Source organism: Agrobacterium sp. CMT1 (genome assembly GCF_037203725.1).
Taxonomy (GTDB): Bacteria; Pseudomonadota; Alphaproteobacteria; order Rhizobiales; family Rhizobiaceae; genus Agrobacterium; species Agrobacterium pusense.
In genome coordinates, this window is sequence record NZ_JBBCAR010000007.1 from 655,558 (window position 1) to 671,945 (window position 16,388).

Annotated in this window: 15 protein-coding genes; 12 read left to right on the forward strand and 3 right to left on the reverse strand. The window is 60.7% G+C overall.

Features of this window, described 5'->3' with window-relative positions; genetic code table 11:
* The 11 genes from WA845_RS11585 (at window position 1) to WA845_RS11635 (ending at window position 10,960) form a co-directional block, all read left to right on the forward strand.
* The gene (locus WA845_RS11585) at window positions 1–1,068 is read left to right on the forward strand and encodes an ABC transporter permease (protein ID WP_004445291.1); all 1,068 of its coding nucleotides are present in this window, start codon (window positions 1–3) and stop codon (window positions 1,066–1,068) included.
* Window positions 1,065–1,997: an ABC transporter permease gene (locus WA845_RS11590; protein WP_004445289.1), complete on the forward strand. Its 933-nt coding sequence runs from the start codon at window positions 1,065–1,067 to the stop codon at window positions 1,995–1,997. Before WA845_RS11585 ends, WA845_RS11590 begins: the two co-directional genes overlap by 4 nt.
* A complete protein-coding gene (locus tag WA845_RS11595; RefSeq protein ID WP_034496847.1) occupies window positions 1,994–2,830 on the forward strand; it encodes an ABC transporter ATP-binding protein in 837 nt (278 codons plus the stop codon). The genes WA845_RS11590 and WA845_RS11595 overlap by 4 nt, the downstream gene beginning before the upstream one ends.
* A complete protein-coding gene (locus tag WA845_RS11600; RefSeq protein WP_037091442.1) occupies window positions 2,827–3,576 on the forward strand; it encodes an ABC transporter ATP-binding protein in 750 nt (249 codons plus the stop codon). Before WA845_RS11595 ends, WA845_RS11600 begins: the two co-directional genes overlap by 4 nt.
* A 239-nt stretch (window positions 3,577–3,815) precedes the next feature.
* The gene (locus WA845_RS11605; protein ID WP_112553810.1) at window positions 3,816–4,718 is read left to right on the forward strand and encodes a LysR substrate-binding domain-containing protein; all 903 of its coding nucleotides are present in this window, start codon (window positions 3,816–3,818) and stop codon (window positions 4,716–4,718) included.
* A gap of 211 nt (window positions 4,719–4,929) precedes the next feature.
* Window positions 4,930–6,465 carry an ABC transporter substrate-binding protein gene (locus WA845_RS11610; RefSeq protein WP_037091444.1) on the forward strand — a complete coding sequence of 512 codons (1,536 nt, stop codon included), beginning with the start codon at window positions 4,930–4,932 and terminating at the stop codon, window positions 6,463–6,465.
* Window positions 6,466–6,659: 194 nt separating this feature from the next.
* Entirely contained in the window at window positions 6,660–7,610 is a 951-nt protein-coding gene (locus WA845_RS11615) for an ABC transporter permease (protein WP_004445279.1), read from the forward strand.
* Window positions 7,607–8,428, forward strand: a complete 822-nt coding sequence (locus WA845_RS11620; RefSeq protein ID WP_162719134.1) for an ABC transporter permease subunit — start codon at window positions 7,607–7,609, stop codon at window positions 8,426–8,428. The genes WA845_RS11615 and WA845_RS11620 overlap by 4 nt, the downstream gene beginning before the upstream one ends.
* Before the next feature lie 53 nt (window positions 8,429–8,481).
* The gene (locus WA845_RS11625) at window positions 8,482–9,876 is read left to right on the forward strand and encodes an amidase (protein WP_112553812.1); all 1,395 of its coding nucleotides are present in this window, start codon (window positions 8,482–8,484) and stop codon (window positions 9,874–9,876) included.
* A gap of 115 nt (window positions 9,877–9,991) precedes the next feature.
* On the forward strand, window positions 9,992–10,540 hold the full coding sequence (locus tag WA845_RS11630) for a DJ-1/PfpI family protein (RefSeq protein ID WP_081093377.1): 549 nt from the start codon (window positions 9,992–9,994) through the stop codon (window positions 10,538–10,540).
* Between the two features lie 69 nt (window positions 10,541–10,609).
* Window positions 10,610–10,960: a ribbon-helix-helix domain-containing protein gene (locus WA845_RS11635; RefSeq protein WP_004445271.1), complete on the forward strand. Its 351-nt coding sequence runs from the start codon at window positions 10,610–10,612 to the stop codon at window positions 10,958–10,960.
* A 163-nt stretch (window positions 10,961–11,123) separates the two neighbouring features.
* Here WA845_RS11635 and WA845_RS11640 read toward each other — a convergent pair whose 3' ends face one another.
* The 3 genes from WA845_RS11640 to WA845_RS11650 form a co-directional block, all read right to left on the reverse strand.
* Window positions 11,124–12,044 carry an ABC transporter permease gene (locus WA845_RS11640; protein ID WP_004445269.1) on the reverse strand — a complete coding sequence of 307 codons (921 nt, stop codon included), beginning with the start codon at window positions 12,042–12,044 and terminating at the stop codon, window positions 11,124–11,126.
* Entirely contained in the window at window positions 12,037–13,047 is a 1,011-nt protein-coding gene (locus WA845_RS11645; protein WP_112553814.1) for an ABC transporter permease, read from the reverse strand. The genes WA845_RS11640 and WA845_RS11645 overlap by 8 nt, the downstream gene beginning before the upstream one ends.
* A 142-nt stretch (window positions 13,048–13,189) precedes the next feature.
* Window positions 13,190–14,899 carry a peptide ABC transporter substrate-binding protein gene (locus WA845_RS11650; protein ID WP_004445265.1) on the reverse strand — a complete coding sequence of 570 codons (1,710 nt, stop codon included), beginning with the start codon at window positions 14,897–14,899 and terminating at the stop codon, window positions 13,190–13,192.
* Between the two features lie 305 nt (window positions 14,900–15,204).
* Here WA845_RS11650 and WA845_RS11655 point away from each other — a divergent pair, with 305 nt between their 5' ends.
* A complete protein-coding gene (locus WA845_RS11655; RefSeq protein ID WP_004445263.1) occupies window positions 15,205–16,368 on the forward strand; it encodes a M20 aminoacylase family protein in 1,164 nt (387 codons plus the stop codon).
* Window positions 16,369–16,388 lie beyond the last annotated feature (20 nt).

The window sequence follows — 16,388 nt, forward strand, 5'->3', positions numbered from 1 at the left end:
TTGAGCATCGTTGAAGCAAACAGCCGGGCGAGGCAGGGCAAACGCCGTGCCAACGCCCGCGCGAAGGCCATTCTCGGCTTCGCCGTCACCGTCATCACCACCTTTCTGGGGCTGATGGCGGTCACATTTTTCATTGGCCGCGTGGTGCCGATCGATCCCGCACTGGCGATCGTCGGCGACCGCGCGCCTGCGCATGTGGTCGAGCGCGTCCGTGAGCAGCTCGGCCTCAACCTGCCGCTCTGGCAGCAGTTCTTTATCTATCTGAAGCAGGCGCTTTCGGGCGATTTCGGCACCTCCGTCCTCACCACCAATCCTGTGATGGAGGACATCAAGCGGGTGTTCCCGGCGACGATCGAACTTGCCACGATCGGCACGATCATCGGAGCCGTCTTCGGCATTCCGCTCGGCGTTCTGGCCGCCGTCAAGCGCGGCAGCTTTGCCGATCAGGTGGTGCGTGTCATCGGCCTCATCGGTTATTCCGTGCCGATCTTCTGGCTCGGCCTGCTGGCGCTGCTGGTGTTTTACGCCCGGCTGCAATGGGTGGCCTATCCTGGACGCATGGACATCGTCTATGAATTCACCTTCACGCCAGTCACTGGCTTCTTCCTGATCGACGCCATCTGGCAGCGGCAATGGGACGTGTTGTGGGATCTTTTCCGCCACATCATCCTGCCGGCCTCGCTGCTCGGTTATTTCTCGCTGGCCTATATCAGTCGCATGACGCGCTCCTTCATGCTGAACGAGCTCGCCCAGGAATATGTCGTTGCGGCCCGCGCCAAGGGGCTTTCGGAAACGCGTATCATCTGGTTCCACGCGCTGCGCAACGCCGCCGTGCCGCTGGTGACCGTGATTGCGCTCTCCTATGCCGGTCTGCTGGAAGGTTCGGTGCTGACCGAAACCATCTTCGCCTGGCCGGGGCTTGGCCTCTACATCACCAATTCCCTGCAGAATGCGGATATGAACGCCGTTCTCGGCGGCACGATCGTGATCGGCGCCATCTTCGTCGGCATTAATCTCTTCTCCGATCTGCTTTACCGGACGCTCGATCCAAGGACGCGCAGCCGATGACGATTTCGACCGATACACTCAAACCCTATAGCCGCGAATGGCTGCTCTCCGACCGGCCGGCCTCGCGCAGGCAGGCGCGGCTTGGCCGCGCCTATGTGATCTGGCGGCGCTTTTCGGAAAACCGGCTGGCGCTGCTTGGCCTTGGCATCATCATCGCGCTGCTGTTCGTGGCGATTTTTGCCAATGTGCTGGCGCCACATAATCCGGTGCAGGGCGATCTGCGCAATGCCCGGCTTCTGCCGCCCGGCACTGCCGGTTATCTGCTCGGCACCGACGATCAGGGCCGTGATATTCTCTCGCGTCTCATCCACGGTTCGCGCCTGACCCTGTTCGTCGTGCTTTTGGTGGCCATCATCGCCGCACCCATCGGGCTCATCGTCGGCACGGTCTCGGGTTATGCCGGCGGCTGGGTGGATGCGGTTCTGATGCGCATCACCGATATTTTCCTCGCTTTTCCGAAGCTCGTTCTGGCGCTGGCGCTGGTAGCGGCCCTGGGGCCTGGCATTGAAAATGCGGTGCTCGCCATCGCGGTCACCTCGTGGCCGCCCTATGCGCGCATCGCGCGCGCTGAAACCATGACCTTCCGCAATTCCGATTTTATCGCCGCAGTGAAGCTCATGGGCGCGTCGCCCTTCCGCATCGTCTTGAAACACGTCATGCCGCTTTGCATGTCGTCGCTGATCGTGCGTGTCACGCTCGATATGGCGGGCATCATCCTCACTGCTGCGGGCCTCGGTTTCCTCGGCCTTGGCGCACAGCCGCCGCTGCCGGAGTGGGGTGCCATGATCGCCTCGGGCCGCCGTTTCATTCTCGATCAATGGTGGGTCGCCGCCATGCCGGGTATTGCGATCCTGATCGTCAGCCTCGGTTTCAACCTTTTGGGTGACGGTCTGCGCGATGCGCTTGATCCCAAGGAGGCGGGCCAATGAGTGCGTCTCTTCTGACGGTTGAGAACCTGCGCGTTTCCTTCCCCACCCGCACCGGGCTGGTGGAGGCGGTGCGCGGCGTGTCCTTCACGCTGGGGCGCGAGCGCCTCGGCATTGTCGGCGAATCCGGCTCCGGAAAGTCGCAGACTGGCCGCGCCATCATGGGTCTGACGCCGAAAAATGCCCGGATCGAGGCCGATACGCTGCGTTTCGGCGATATCGACCTGCTCAAGGCATCGGCAAAAGAGCGGCGGCTCATGCGCGGCAAGCGTATGGCCATGATCCTGCAGGATCCGAAATATTCGCTGAACCCGGTCATGACCATTGGCCGCCAGATCATGGAAACGCTGCGTACCCACGAAAAGATTGGCTCCAGCGAAGCGCGCCAGCGCACGCTTGCCATGCTGGAGGCAGTACAGATCCGTGATCCCGAGCGCGTCTTCGATCTCTTTCCACACGAAGTTTCCGGCGGCATGGGCCAGCGCGTCATGATCGCCATGATGCTCGTCTGCGGTCCGGAATTGCTGATCGCCGACGAGCCGACCTCGGCGCTCGATGTGACGGTGCAGCTGGAAGTGCTCGACATTCTCGACAAGCTGGTGCGCGATCGCGGCATGGGGCTGATCTTCGTCAGCCACGATCTCAGGCTCGTCTCCTCCTTCTGCGACCGGGTTCTCGTCATGTATGCCGGCAAGGTGGTGGAAGAGCTTGCTTCCGCTAACCTCAAGGAAGCGAAACATCCCTATACGCAGGGCCTGTTGAACTGTCTGCCGCAAATTGGCGGCCATCGGCATCCGCTGCCCGTTCTGGAACGCAAGCCGGAGTGGCGCGCATGAGCACAGTTCTTTCCATCAGAGACATGGTGGTGGATTTCGACGGTTACATCGCGCTCGACAGCGTCAGCGTGGATGTGGCCGAGGGTGAATCCTTCGGTATCGTCGGTGAATCCGGTTCCGGTAAATCGACCCTGCTGCGCGCCATCGCCGGCCTCAACCATTTCGATGAAGGTTCGTTGATGGTGGCCGGGCGCTCCTATTCGGGCAAGCACCGCGACAAGAGCTTTTATCGCGATGTGCAGATGGTGTTTCAGGACCCGTACGGTTCACTGCACCCGCGCCAGACGGTGGATGCGCTGCTGCTCGAGCCGCTGGTCATCCACGGTCTCGACAATCGCGAACAGCGCATTGCCCGCGCTTTGGACGAGGTGGGTCTCGGCTCCGGTTTCCGCTTCCGTTATTCACACCAGCTGTCCGGCGGCCAGCGCCAGCGCATCGCCATTGCCCGCGCACTGATCGTCGAGCCGAAAATCCTGCTGCTCGATGAGCCGACCTCGGCGCTTGATGCGTCTATTCAAGCTGAAATCCTGAACCTCCTGGAACAGGCCCGCAAGGACCGTAACCTCACCTTCGTCATGGTCAGCCACGATCTCGGCGTCATCAGCCACATGTGCGACCGTCTGGCGGTGATGAAAAGCGGCAAGGTGGTGGAAATGCTGGAGGCCGAGGCGCTGGAAAGCCGCGAGTTCAGCGCGGATTACACGAGGCAGCTGCTGGTGGCGAGCGAGGGTTTCAAGCGGACGTAATGGGGTAGGGGTGCCTCCTTTTCTTCTCCCCGAGGGGGAGAAGATGCCCCCGAGCGGGGCAGATGAGGGGGCAAGCTCTCCGCATTTCTCCACCGTCGCCCCCTCATCCGACGCTGCGCACCACCTTCTCCCCGGCGGGGGAAGAAACAAGCGGCGATCTTTCCGGGTGAAGTATTCTCTCGCGACGCTGCGATGATATGGTGAGCCGCACACCAGCCCACCCGAATAAGGTACCACCCATGCAATTGCGCGCCTTGATGTATTTCGATGAACTCGTCCGCACCAATTCCATGCGCGCCGCGGCGGAAAACCTGAATGTGGCGCCGACGGCGGTGAGCCGGCAGATCGAAAATCTCGAATATTATTTCGGCTCGCCCCTGGTAGAGCGTTCCAGCCGTGGCGTGAAGCTAACGGCGGCGGGCGAGCTGCTGGCCGCCCGCGCCGGCAAGACGCTGCGCGAACTCGACCATGTGCACCAGTTGATCGACGATCTCAAAGGTCTGCAGCGCGGCCGGGTGACCATTTACGCCAATGGCGCTACAGTGGCCAACCTTCTGGCGCCGGTGCTGGCGCAGTTCAGCCTCAAATATCCGAAGCTGCGTTTCGAGGTCCATATCACAAGTGCGCGCCTAGCCATGGAAGCGCTGGGGGCTGCGGAAGCAGACCTCGTTGTCAGCCTGTTTGCGCCAAAGGTTTCCGGGGTCAAGGTGCGCTCGCGCACGCGCATCAATTACGACGCGATCTTTCCCGCCGGTCATGCCCTTGCCGGTCAGCCGGAGGTGTCGCTGAAGGAACTGGCCGGGTTGCCACTTGCCTTGCCGGACAAGAGTTTTGCCGCGCGGCAGGCCTTCGATATGCTTTTTGCCGAGGCGGATATCGAACTTGACCCCGTTTTCATCACCAGTTCGCTGGAAATGCTGAAAGAGCTGGTGCTGGGCCACGCCGCGGCCACGCTGCTGCCGGCGCTTTCGGTGGCGCGCGAAATCCGTAGCGGCCAGATGGTCGCCGTTCCGCTCTCGGGCAAGAAGGGTATCCACACCCAGATCGACCTCTGTGTGGCGCCCGACAGGCAATTGTCCTTCGCAGCTTCCAAGCTTGCCGATTTCATCGAGCGTTTCATGCGTGAGGCGACGGCAGGGTAGTTTCTTCTCCTCGGCGGGGCGAGGAACCGGAGACGTTCCCGGAATTGCCCACCAAGGTTGATTTTCACCCGCATTCCCGTGTAGCCATTTCAGCTACACGGAGCACACAAAAATCATGATTGTGTGTGCGCCTGCAACATGACACTCTTTTTGCAACGGGTGGTCTTTGGAAGGGCAAAAATGCCCCGGCCGCCAGACAGGGGACTAAAGGATGCCACGTACCTATCTTTCGCAGGCGGCGAAGCTCTCGCGCCGTACCGCGCTGGCGCTTGCTCTCGGCACGGCGCTCTTTCTGCCGCTCTCGATTGCTGAGGCCGAAGCTGCGGCGAAAACCGCTTTGACGCTCGGCATGACGGTAGAGCCGACCGGTCTCGATCCGACCATTGCCGCTCCCGTCGCCATCGGTCAGGTCACCTGGCAGAATATTTTCGAAGGTCTCGTCACCATCGACAGCAAGGGCAAGGTGAAGCCGCAGCTCGCCGAAAGCTGGGAAATTTCCCCTGATGGCAAGACCTACACCTTCAAGCTGCGCAAGGGTGTCACCTTCCATGACGGCGAGGCGTTCGATTCCTCCGTCGCGAAGTTCTCGCTGGACCGGGCGCGTGGTGAAGCTTCCGTCAATCCGCAGAAACGCTTCTTTGCGGCGATCGACAGTATCGAGACCCCGGATGCCGACACGCTGGTGCTGAAGCTGAAGCAGCCCGCCGGCAGCCTCATCTACTGGCTCGGCTGGCCGGCCTCCGTCATGGTCGCGCCCAAGAGCGCAGAGACCAACCGCACCACGCCCGTCGGCACCGGCCCGTTCAAATTTGTGAACTGGGCCAAGGGCGACAAGGTGGAGTTGCAGAAGAACGCCGCCTATTGGGACAAGGCCGTGTCGGTAAAGCTGGAAAAGGCGACGTTCCGTTTCGTCTCCGATCCGCAGGCGCAGGCGGCGGCGCTGAAATCCGGCGATATCGACGCCTTCCCGGAATTCGGTGCGCCGGAGTTGATGAGCTCGTTTGACGGCGATGCCCGCCTCGGCACCTTCGTCGGCAATACCGAGTTGAAGGTCGTGGCGGGCATGAACAGTGCCCGCAAGCCCTTCAGCGACAAGCGCGTGCGCCAGGCGCTGATGATGGCGGTGGATCGTGGCACCGTCATCGAGGGTGCATGGTCCGGTTTCGGAACGGCCATCGGCAGTCACTATACGCCGAATGATCGCGGATACATCGATACAACGGGCGTTCATCCCTATGATATCGATAAGGCCAAGGCGCTGCTTGCCGAAGCGGGGTATGCGGACGGTTTCAGCTTCACCATCAAGGCCCCGCAGATGGCCTATGCCCAGCGCACCTCGCAAATCCTGCAGGCGATGCTGGCTGAAATCGGCGTGACCATGACCATCGAGACCACGGAATTTCCGGCCAAATGGGTGGCGGACGTCCTGAAGGGTGCGGATTACGACATGACCATTGTCGCCCATGCCGAGCCGATGGATATCGATATCTACTCCCGTGATCCCTATTATTTCAACTACAAGAACCCGGCCTTCAACGAGGTCATCGCCAGCGTCGAAAAGACGGCGGATGCGGTTGAGCAGGAAAAGCTTTATGGCGACGCCCAGAAAATCCTCGCCGAAGATGTGCCGGCGCTGTTCCTGTTCGTGATGCCGAAGCTCGGGGTCTGGGACAAGAAGGTGAAAGGGCTGTGGGAAAACGAGCCCATTCCCTCGAATGTGCTGACGGATGTGCATTGGGAAGAGTGACGTTTGACGATACTCATGTCTTCCGTCATGCCTGACTTGATCCGGCATCCAGCCAGCCCAAGTCCTTGGGCTGAAAAGGCTCCCTCCGCCGCGCAGACGCGCGTCGGCTGGATGCCGGATCAAGTCCGGCATGACGGGAGAGTGTGGAGCTTTCCAGCCGTCGCGCGTAAAGTATCGCAAGGAGCAGATGCCAGATGTTAGCCGTCCTCATCCGGCGTCTCGTAAGCCTCGTCATCACGCTGTTTGCCGTCTCGCTCATCATCTATCTTGTCATGGGCCTGTTGCCGGGTGATCCGGCCGCCATCATGCTGGGAACCTCGGCCAGTCCGGATACGCTGGCCGCACTGCAAAAGCAGATGGGTCTCGATCAGCCGCTGCTGCTGCGCTACATTCACTGGCTGGCCGGGGTGTTCCGCGGTGATCTCGGACAATCCTATACCTATGGCGTGCCGGTGGCGGGCCTGATCGTCGAGCGGTTGGCCGTGACGCTGCCGCTTGCGCTGCTGGCCGTTTGCCTGTCCGTCACTATCGCCATTCCGCTCGGCGTAGCGGCGGCGAGGAACCGCAACGGGGCGCTGGATTTCGCGGCCGGGCTGTTTTCCCATGTGGGTATTGCCGTGCCGGGCTTCTGGGTCGGGTTGCTGCTCATCATCGTCTTTTCCACCACGCTCGGCTGGATGCCGGCTGGCGGTTTTCCCGGCTGGTCGCCAAGCTTTGCAGCGGGTCTCACGGCGCTTATCCTGCCGGCGGTCGCTCTTGCGCTGTCACAGGCCGGCGTTCTTACCCGCGTCTGCCGTTCCGCCGTGCTTGAAGTGATGAACGAGGATTTCGTGCGCACCGCCCGGGCCAAGGGCCTGAGCGAGCGAGTGGCGCTGTGGCGGCATGCGGTGCCGAACGCGATGATACCCGTCGTCACCATGATCGGCCTGCAATTCACCTTCCTCATTGCGGGTGCGGTGCTGGTGGAAAACGTTTTCAACCTGCCGGGCCTTGGCCGGCTTGCCTATCAGGCGCTGACCCAGCGGGATATCGTCGTCATGCAGTCCGTCGTGCTGTTCTTCTCGGCGCTGGTCATCATCATGAATTTCGTGGTCGATATAGCCTATCTCTTCATCGACCCGAGACTGCGGGCAGGTGCGCGATGATGCGATTTATCCGCCGCCGCCCGGCCTTCGTTATCGGCATTGTCGTCACGGCCTTTCTCGTCGCCGTCGCCCTTTTGTCGCTAGTCTGGACGCCGGTTTCGCCCACCAAGATGCAGATCGTCCAAAAGCTGAAATCGCCCTTCGTCTACGGTGGTCTCGGTACCGACCATTTTGGCCGCGATGTGCTCTCCATGCTGATGGCCGGTGCGTGGAACTCACTTTCCACCGCCATTGCCGCCGTCGCCATTGGCGCCTTTATCGGCACGGCGATCGGCGTCACGGTCGCGGCGCTGCGCGGCTTTACCGAAACCGTCGTCATGCGCATCTGCGATATCATCTTCGCCGTGCCGCCCATCCTGTCGGCCATGATGCTCGGTGCTTTCATCGGCACGGGACGCTTTACCGCCATCATCGCCATCGCCACATTCATGGTGCCGGTCTTTGCGCGGCTGACGCTTGGCGCTGCGCTGCAGATATGGGCGCGGGAATACATCACCGCCGCCACCAGCATCGGCCAGAACCGCGCCAAGATCACGCTGTTTCATATCGTGCCGAATATTTCCAACCAGATCATCGTGCAGGTGACGATCCAGCTGGGTCTTGCGATACTGACGGAGGCAGGCCTTTCCTTCCTCGGTCTCGGCATGCCGCCGCCGGCCCCCACCTGGGGGCGGATGCTGGCGGACGCCCAGACCTATCTCGGCGCGGCGCCCTGGCTTGCCATCATGCCCGGCCTTGCCATTGCGCTCGCCGTCTTCGGCCTCAATCTTCTCGGCGATGGCCTGCGCGACCTGCTGGACCCGCGCGATACAAGCTGACCGCTTCAAGCCGATATCGCCGCTATTTCCTGTTTTTCTGACGAGACGATGCCATGACCGATCTCATACACCTCAACACGCTCGAAATTCTGGCGCTTTACCTGGAAAAGAAACTCTCGCCATCGGAATATTGGCAGGCGGTGGAGGCGCGTATCGAGGCATTCGAGCCGGTTGTGAACGCCCTTTACGCTTATGATCCGGAGGATGCGCGCAGGCAGGCGCTGGCCTCGACGGAGCGCTGGCAAAAGCGTGAAACGCTGGGAGCCCTCGATGGAATTCCGGTCTCGCTGAAGGAACTCATCGCCACGAAAGGCCATCCTGTGCCGCTCGGCACCAGGGCGGTGGAGCTTTTGCCCGCGGTTGAAGACGCGCCGGTGGCCGCCCGTTGCCGTGAGGATGGCGCGATTATCTATGCCAAGACGACGTGCCCGGATTACGGCATGCTCTCTTCCGGCCTTTCCAGCTTCCATAAGCTCAGCCGCAACCCGTGGGACCCCACCCAGAATCCCGGCGGCTCCAGCGCCGGTGCTGCTTCGGCCGGTGCTGCGGGTTACGGCACCTTGCATATCGGCACGGATATTGGCGGCTCGGTAAGATTGCCGGCGGGGTGGACGGGCCTCTTCGGCTTCAAGCCGAGCCAGGGTCGTATCCCGGTTGATCCCTATTACACCGGCCGCTGTGCCGGGCCGATGACGCGCACGGTCGTTGATGCGGCTTATGCCATGGCAACGCTTTCGCGGCCGGACTGGCGCGACGGCACATCGCTGCCGCCGAACAGCATCGACTGGATGGACCTCGATATTGATGTGAAAGGCCTGAAAATCGGACTGATGCTGGATGCGGGCTGCGGCCTGCCGCTGGACGAAGAGGTGCGCGACGCCGTTGTCGCGGCTGCAAAACTGTTCGAGGCGGCCGGCGCTATTGTCATCCCGGTCGAGCCGGTGCTGACGCGTGAGATGCTCGACGGGCTGGATGATTTCTGGCGAGCGAAGTTCTGGGGCGACATGGTGGCGTTGAGCGCGGATCGTCGTGCCGCGATCCTTCCCTATATTCACGAATGGGCGGAAAAGGGCGCAGATGTTTCCGGCGCGCGTGCTGTTTTCGGTTTCAACCAGACCATGGAAATGCGTAAAGTTTGCGGGAGGTTGATGCAGTCCGTTGATGTGGTGATTTCACCCGTTAACCCCATCGTCTCCTATCCTGCCGACTGGGCTTCTCCCACCAACGATCCTGCACGGCCCTTCGAACATATCGCCTTTACCGTGCCGTGGAACATGTCGGAACAGCCGGCATCCTCGATCAATTGCGGTTTCTCGGCATCCGGCATGCCCATCGGATTGCAGATCGTCGGCCCGCGTTATGAGGACCTGTTCGTGCTCAGGCTTTCGAAAGCGTTCGAGGATTGGGGTGGTGGCGTCCGGCGCTGGCCGGAGCCGCCGGCCGGCTGATATCTCCTTTATCGGGCATGTAGTATTGCCATAATACCCGCATCTCGATCCCTCCTGTTAGGGTGCCCAAAGGCATTCTAAAACGGGAGGAGCAGACGTGCCGAAGAAGATTTTGATGATCACCGGTGATTTCGCCGAGGATTACGAGACCATGGTGCCGTTCCAGACGCTGCTCGCTGTCGGCCACACGGTGCACGCCGTCTGCCCCGGCAAGAAGGCGGGCCAGACCATCGCCACGGCCATCCACGATTTTGAGGGCGACCAGACCTACTCGGAAAAACGCGGCCATAATTTCGCGCTCAATGCCACCTTCGCCGATATCAAACCGGCGGATTACGATGCGCTGGTCATTCCTGGTGGCCGTGCGCCGGAATATCTGCGGCTCAATGCGGACGTGCTGGCGGCGGTGAAACATTTCTTCGAGGCAGACAAGCCTGTCGCGGCCGTCTGCCATGGCGCGCAATTGCTGGCGGCTGCGGGTGTGCTCAAGGGCCGCACCTGCTCGGCCTATCCCGCCTGCCGCCCGGAGGTGGAGCTGGCAGGTGGCACCTATGCCGATATCGCCATCGATGCGGCGGTGACCGACGGCAAGCTGGTGACGGCGCCCGCATGGCCCGCCCATCCCGCCTGGCTTTCGCAGTTCATGGCGGTGCTTGGTAAATAAGACCGGCGAACGGGGCTTTTTCCCGCCCCGTTTTCCGCCTATATCTCAGGCGTGGTGAGGGAGGAAACCATGTGCAAGCTCTTCATCAAGGCAGACCCGGCGCTCTGGGAAAGCCATACGCGGTCGCTCCGCATCGATGGCATGGTCACCAGTGTCCGGCTTGAGAACTTTTTCTGGACGACGCTGGACGAGATCGCGCGGCGCGACGGCATGAACAGCGTGCAGCTCATCGCCAAGCTTTATAATGAATCGATCGATGCCGGGCACGATCTCGGCAATTTCACCTCGTTCCTGCGGGTCTGCTGCGGGCGTTATCTCGCGCTTCAGCTTTCTGGCGATATTCCGGCGCGGAACGATATCCCGATTGCCGCGCTGGATGCGGACAGCATTCTGGATGCAGAAAAGGTGAATTATCACTAGGACGCGTCCCGCTTCTGTGCCGCGATACCCTCAACCTCGTTCCTGTGCTTGTCACAGGAATCCAGCCGACGCGCGCCTGCGCGACGGGTAGAATCCTTTCAGCCCAAGCACTTGGGCTGGCTGAATCCCTGTGACAAGCACAGGGATAAGGGAAGGGAAGCGTTCAGCTCTTCAGCGCCCGCGGATCAAGCGCATCGCGCACGGCATCGCCGATGTAATTCACGCTCAGAACCGTCAGCGAAATCGCCAGCCCCGGCCACAACACGCGCGAGGGCGTCAGTTGCAGGAAGTTCGCGCCGTCGAACAGCAGCCGTCCCCAGGTCGGAAAGTCGGAGGGGAAGCCGAGACCGAGGAAGGAGAGGGCGGATTCCGTGATGATGGCGGCAGCGATGCCGAGCGTGGCGGAGACCATGATCGAGCTCAGCACATTCGGCAGAATATGCCTGAGGATGATGCGGTATTCGCGCATGCCGCTCGATTTCGCAGCCATGATGAATTCCTGGCTTTTGATCGTCAGCACATCACCGCGCACGATGCGGGCTGTATGCATCCAGCTGGTTATCCCGATCACGAAGACGATCAGGATGAAGATGCCAGTCTCCGGCCCAAAGGCCGCACGCAGCGTGTCGCGAAACAGCATCAGGATGACGAGCAGCAGCGGCAGAAGCGGTAGGGCCAGGAACAGGTCGGTGAGGCGCATCAAGGGTCCGTCCAGCCTGCGGAAATAACCTGACAGAACACCCACCAGCGTGCCGAGGAACAGAGCCAGCAGCATGGCGGTGATGCCGACGGCAAGCGAAATGCGCCCGCCGGCCAGGACCTGCGCCAGCATGTCCTTGCCAAGATTATCGGTGCCGAAGGGATGCGCCAGCGACGGCCACTGGTTGCGCGCCTTCACATTGATGGCGTTCGGAGCAACGGTGTGAATATAAGGCCCGACATAGACCGCGAGCAGGATGAAGATAAAGACGAAGAGCCCCGCCACGCCGCCCTTGTGAACGCGAAACTGTTTCCAGATATCGGCAAGGGCGGATTGCGTGGGGGTGGCCGCAACCGTCGGTGCTGTAATGGTGGCGTCAGTCATAGCGGATCCTCGGGTCGAGAATGCCGTAAAGCACGTCGGCAATCAGGTTGAAGAGCACGATCAGCACCGCAAAGATGAAGGTCAGCGTCTGAACCAGCGGAATATCCGCCCCCTGAACGGCTGTTATCAGCAATTGGCCAAGCCCGTTCACGCGGAAAATCTGCTCGGTGATGATGGCGCCGGAGAAGATGGTCGGCACCCCAAGCGCAATAACCGTTACGACCGGGATGAGGCTGTTGCGCAGCACGTGGATGAGCAGCACGGATTTTTCCTTCACGCCCTTGGCGCGTGCGGTGCGCACGTAATCCTGATGCAGATTGTCGAGCATGGAGGCGCGCACGAAGCGGCTGATCTGCGAGACGTTATAGAGCGTCAGGACCAGCACCGGCAGGAACATCTGCTTCACCTGCGCCACGAAGCTCACCCAGTCCGTGACCCTCAGATTGGTGTCGTAGACTGAAGGGAACCATTGCAGGTAAGAGCTGAAGATGACGACCAGCAGCACGCCGGTGAAGAAGGTCGGCACCGAATAACCGACCATGGAGACGAAAGTGCCGATCTGGTCGAAGATCGAATATTGCTTGTAGGCGGAGATCACCCCGATCGGGATCGCCAGCAGCGCACCGAAGAGATAGGCAAGGCCCACCACCCACAGTGTCTGCGGCATGCGCTGGATGACGAGATCGACCACCGGGCTGCGTGTCGCCCAGGAAAGCACCCGCATACGGCTGCCATCGCCGATCTGCCAGCCGGTCAGCTTTTCGAAGAGGTTCAGCGGCTCGTTGATGAAGAATTGCTGCAGCCACATCAGGTAACGGATGAAGAAGGGCTGGTCGAGGCCAAGCGAGGCACGGATTTGCTCACGCACTTCAGGCGGGATGGTGAGGGGAAGGTCGCCGGTCGGATCGTTGGGCGCGAGATCAAGCAGCGCGAAGATGACGAAGCTGATGACGAGCAACGTCGGAACGGCAAAGGCTAGCCGCCGGAGCGTAAAGGTAAACATCTGAAACTCTCCAGACCCAGAGCGCGGCAGAGCGAAAATTGGGAGCTATTTCGCCTTAACGCGGCAAATGTGTCTTCAGAACATGGTCCAGGGGCATGCAGAAGGCCGGCCTCTCCGGGGGAGAAGCCGGCGCATCTGCGTGTTACTTCTTGCGGGACCAGTCCGCGACGTTCCAGAGTTCCGAGTCCCAGGCATTCATGCGCACGCCTTCCAGCGTCAGCGAATGCGAGGAAACGCTGCCGCGGTGGATGAGCGGAATATGCGCGCCTTCCTCCGTCAGCATGTCGTTGAGCTGCTTGGAAATCTCCGCACGCTTGGCAAGGTCGGCGGTCTTGGAGAGTTCACCCACAAGCTTGTCGAATTCCGGGTTGCAGTAACGCGGAATATTCTGCCCCTGCCAGCCGTTTTCAGGGGCCGGAATCTTGTCGCACAGCCATTCCGCCAGATATTTTTCCGGGTCCGTACCGTCGAAATTGTTGGTGTACATTTCGACGTCGGCATAAAATTTCTGGAAGGTATCCGGGCTCGCCGGGTCACCGCCGAAGAAGACCGAGGCGCTGACATTGCGCAGTTCGGAAGCGACGCCGATCTGCGACCACATGTCCTTCACCAGTTCCTGCGTGGCCTGGCGAACCGAGTTTGTGGACGTCTGGTAAAGGAAGGAAAGTTTCACGCCATTCTTGGCGCGAATGCCATCGGCACCCTTCACCCAGCCGGCATCGTCCAATAGCTTGTTTGCGCCTTCCACATCCTGCTTCAGGCACCAGCTGTCATTCTTGGTGGAAGCTACGGCTTCCGGAGCCGGTACGATGTTGCAGGTCGGCTTGCCCGCTTCTCCGTAACCTGCTTCATCGATGACCTCACGGTCGATGGCGAGTGAAAGCGCGCGGCGTACCGCGGGATCGGAAATGGCCGGATGGGGACCGGCCTGTTTGGTGGAGCGCTTGTCGCCCAGCGAAGGATCGGCATTGTACCAGTTGAGATTGATACGCTCGACCTGCGTGCCGAAGGCGGTTTCCAGCTTGCCCTTGCCGGCCGCCACCATGGTGGCGAGGATTTCCGGCTCGACCTGCATGTTCCAGGCATAGTCGAATTCCCCGGTTTCCAGCACGGCGCGCGCGGCGGAAGCGGCATCGCCGCCGCCCTTCAGGGTCGCCGTGGCGAAGGCGGGCTTCGCGGGGTCACGGTAATTGGGGTTGGCAACGAAGCTGATGACGTCGTTCGGCTTGAAATCCTTGACGACGAAGGGGCCGGTGCCGATGGGGCCGAAATTGGCGGAGGTGCAGCCGGGAGCTGCCGCGCCGACGCATTTTTCAAACTGCTTCTTCTGGATGACCGGCGACTGTGCGCCCACGAATGCCGAATAGGGGTAGGGTTTCGGCTCCGTGAAGCTGACCTTGACGGTGTGTGCGTCGATGGCCTCGACGTTCTTCACGCCCTCATATTGTGCCGCCTGCGCGCAGCCGCCATCGGGTGCGGTGCAATATTTCCAGGTGAAGATCACATCCTCTGCGGTGAAGGGCGTGCCGTCAGACCACTTCACGTCGGTCTTCAGCTTCCACGTCATGCTGAGCAGATCCTTCGCGACGCCGCCATTGTCGATCGTCGGAATCTCGGTCACCAGCATCGGCACCAGCTCGCCCTTTTCGTCATACCGCGCCAGCGGCTCGATAACCATGGACGAGCTGTAGACTTCCTTCGTGCCACCCGAAAGATAGGGATTAAGCGTCGATACGGCCTGCCAGAACAGGATTTTCAGTTCGCCGTCACTGCCGCGCTCGGCGTGGGCGGCAGAGCCCGCGAGAGCCATGGCCGCCACCGTGCCGGCAAAGAGAACGCTGCGCTTCTTCATTGTGGTTTTCCCCTTTTTGGATTTTATCTGTTTGAATGTTTGACGCTTTTCCCGTCGTCATGTGCAAGGTCTGTTATTCTAACTATTTGACTTTGCTAAGGAATATTCCTCCATTCCAGATGATGCTATTGTCAGTTTTTTTGAAAAGCAAGTCCCAATGTTTCATTGATGAACAAATTTTGAGCCATTTAGTTTTGGGCCTATTTTTCGCTCATGCAGCAAATTTCATGCTTGCAAAAGAGGAAATTCCAAACTCAATATGGCGTCCGACAACCCGGCGGGGAACAAAAAAAGGGAAAGAGAGAATGCCGATATTGAACCGTGTGGCTGAAATGCAGGAAGAAGTTGCCGGCTGGAGGCGCCATCTGCATGAACACCCGGAACTGCTCTACGATGTCTACGAAACATCGAAATTCGTTGCCGAAAAACTGAAATCCTTCGGCTGCGACGTGGTCGAAACGGGCATTGGCAAAACAGGCGTGGTCGGCATCATCAAGGGCCGGCACGGGGATGGTCCGACCATCGGTTTCCGATCCGACATGGATGCGCTGCCGATCCTTGAGACGAGCGGCAAGCCATGGGCCTCGAAGACGCCGGGCAAGGCCCATTCCTGCGGTCATGACGGGCATACCGCCATGCTTTTGGGTGCGGCGCAATATCTGGCCGAGACGCGCAATTTCAAGGGGTCGGTGGCCGTGATCTTCCAGCCGGCGGAAGAAGGTGGCGCGGGAGCGCTTGCCATGTTGAATGATGGCATGATGGAGAAATTCGGCATCTCGCAGGTCTATGGCATGCATAACGAGCCGGGCATCCCCGTCGGGCAGTTCGCCATCCGCAAGGGTTCCACCATGGCGGCTGCGGACAGTTTCGAAATCACCATCACCGGCAAGGGCAGCCATGCGGCGGCACCGCATCTTTCCATCGATCCGGTGCTGACTTCGGCGCATATCATCATCGCCCTGCAATCCATTGTCTCGCGCGAGACGGATCCGTTGAAATCACTCGTCGTCACCGTGGCCACCACCCATGGCGGCACGGCGTCCAACGTCATTCCCGGTGCAGTGACGCTGACCGGCACCGTGCGCACGCTGCTGCCGGAGACCCGCGATTTCGCCGAAAAGCGCCTCAAGGAAGTGGCCGCCGCCACCGCCATGGCTCATGGCGCGACGGTGGAGGTGAAATACGATCGCGGTTATCCCGTCACGTTCAACCACAGTGACGAGACAGAATTCGCGACCGGCGTGGCGATGGGTGTGGCCGGCGCCAACGCCGTCAACACCAATCCCAATCCGCATATGGGCGCCGAGGATTTCTCCTACATGCTGGAAGCGCGCCCCGGCGCCTTCATCTTCATCGGCAATGGCGATACCGCCGGACTGCACAATGCCGCCTATGATTTCAACGACGACGCGCTGCCTTACGGCATCAGCTACTGGGTTTCGATGGCCGAAACTGCACTTGCTGCATGAGACATCCGGCGGCCCCTCGT

Excerpts from the sequence above, each read along its gene's own strand:
- WA845_RS11625 (WP_112553812.1), top strand. The coding sequence starts at position 8,482 with ATGACCGATCTCATACACCTCAACACGCTCGAAATTCTGGCGCTTTAC.
- WA845_RS11595 (WP_034496847.1), top strand. The coding sequence starts at position 1,994 with ATGAGTGCGTCTCTTCTGACGGTTGAGAACCTGCGCGTTTCCTTCCCC.
- WA845_RS11610 (WP_037091444.1), top strand. The coding sequence starts at position 4,930 with ATGCCACGTACCTATCTTTCGCAGGCGGCGAAGCTCTCGCGCCGTACC.
- WA845_RS11650 (WP_004445265.1), bottom strand. The coding sequence starts at position 14,899 with ATGAAGAAGCGCAGCGTTCTCTTTGCCGGCACGGTGGCGGCCATGGCT.
- WA845_RS11615 (WP_004445279.1), top strand. The coding sequence starts at position 6,660 with ATGTTAGCCGTCCTCATCCGGCGTCTCGTAAGCCTCGTCATCACGCTG.
- WA845_RS11640 (WP_004445269.1), bottom strand. The coding sequence starts at position 12,044 with ATGACTGACGCCACCATTACAGCACCGACGGTTGCGGCCACCCCCACG.
- WA845_RS11600 (WP_037091442.1), top strand. The coding sequence starts at position 2,827 with ATGAGCACAGTTCTTTCCATCAGAGACATGGTGGTGGATTTCGACGGT.
- WA845_RS11590 (WP_004445289.1), top strand. The coding sequence starts at position 1,065 with ATGACGATTTCGACCGATACACTCAAACCCTATAGCCGCGAATGGCTG.
- WA845_RS11645 (WP_112553814.1), bottom strand. The coding sequence starts at position 13,047 with ATGTTTACCTTTACGCTCCGGCGGCTAGCCTTTGCCGTTCCGACGTTG.
- WA845_RS11630 (WP_081093377.1), top strand. The coding sequence starts at position 9,992 with ATGATCACCGGTGATTTCGCCGAGGATTACGAGACCATGGTGCCGTTC.
- WA845_RS11635 (WP_004445271.1), top strand. The coding sequence starts at position 10,610 with ATGTGCAAGCTCTTCATCAAGGCAGACCCGGCGCTCTGGGAAAGCCAT.
- WA845_RS11605 (WP_112553810.1), top strand. The coding sequence starts at position 3,816 with ATGCAATTGCGCGCCTTGATGTATTTCGATGAACTCGTCCGCACCAAT.
- WA845_RS11620 (WP_162719134.1), top strand. The coding sequence starts at position 7,607 with ATGATGCGATTTATCCGCCGCCGCCCGGCCTTCGTTATCGGCATTGTC.
- WA845_RS11655 (WP_004445263.1), top strand. The coding sequence starts at position 15,205 with ATGCCGATATTGAACCGTGTGGCTGAAATGCAGGAAGAAGTTGCCGGC.